At 51.0% G+C, this 257-nt stretch carries 1 tRNA gene; it reads right to left on the reverse strand.

Annotated elements, in window-relative coordinates:
* Nucleotides 1–26 precede the first annotated feature (26 nt).
* Nucleotides 27–103: transfer RNA gene (locus KW840_RS28360), tRNA-Ile, on the reverse strand.
* Nucleotides 104–257: the final 154 nt, after the last annotated feature.

Raw genomic sequence — 257 nt, forward strand, 5'->3', positions numbered from 1 at the left:
GCTGAGCTATGGCCCCATAACAAAATTGGTGGGTCTGGGCAGATTCGAACTGCCGACCTCACCCTTATCAGGGGTGCGCTCTAACCAACTGAGCTACAGACCCAATTTCGAGCGCGTAACTGTTAGCTTGGAGCTATCAGCTTGGAGCTTAAAGCTGCTTCTATCGTCTTCTTCAATGAATCAAGCAATTCGTGTGGGAACTTATGGAGCAGCTGAGTCGTCGATTAAGGAGGTGATCCAGCCGCAGGTTCCCCTAC

Origin of the sequence: Pseudomonas sp. PDM30 (assembly GCF_019218985.1) — a bacterium.
GTDB lineage: Bacteria > Pseudomonadota > Gammaproteobacteria > Pseudomonadales > Pseudomonadaceae > Aquipseudomonas > Aquipseudomonas jessenii.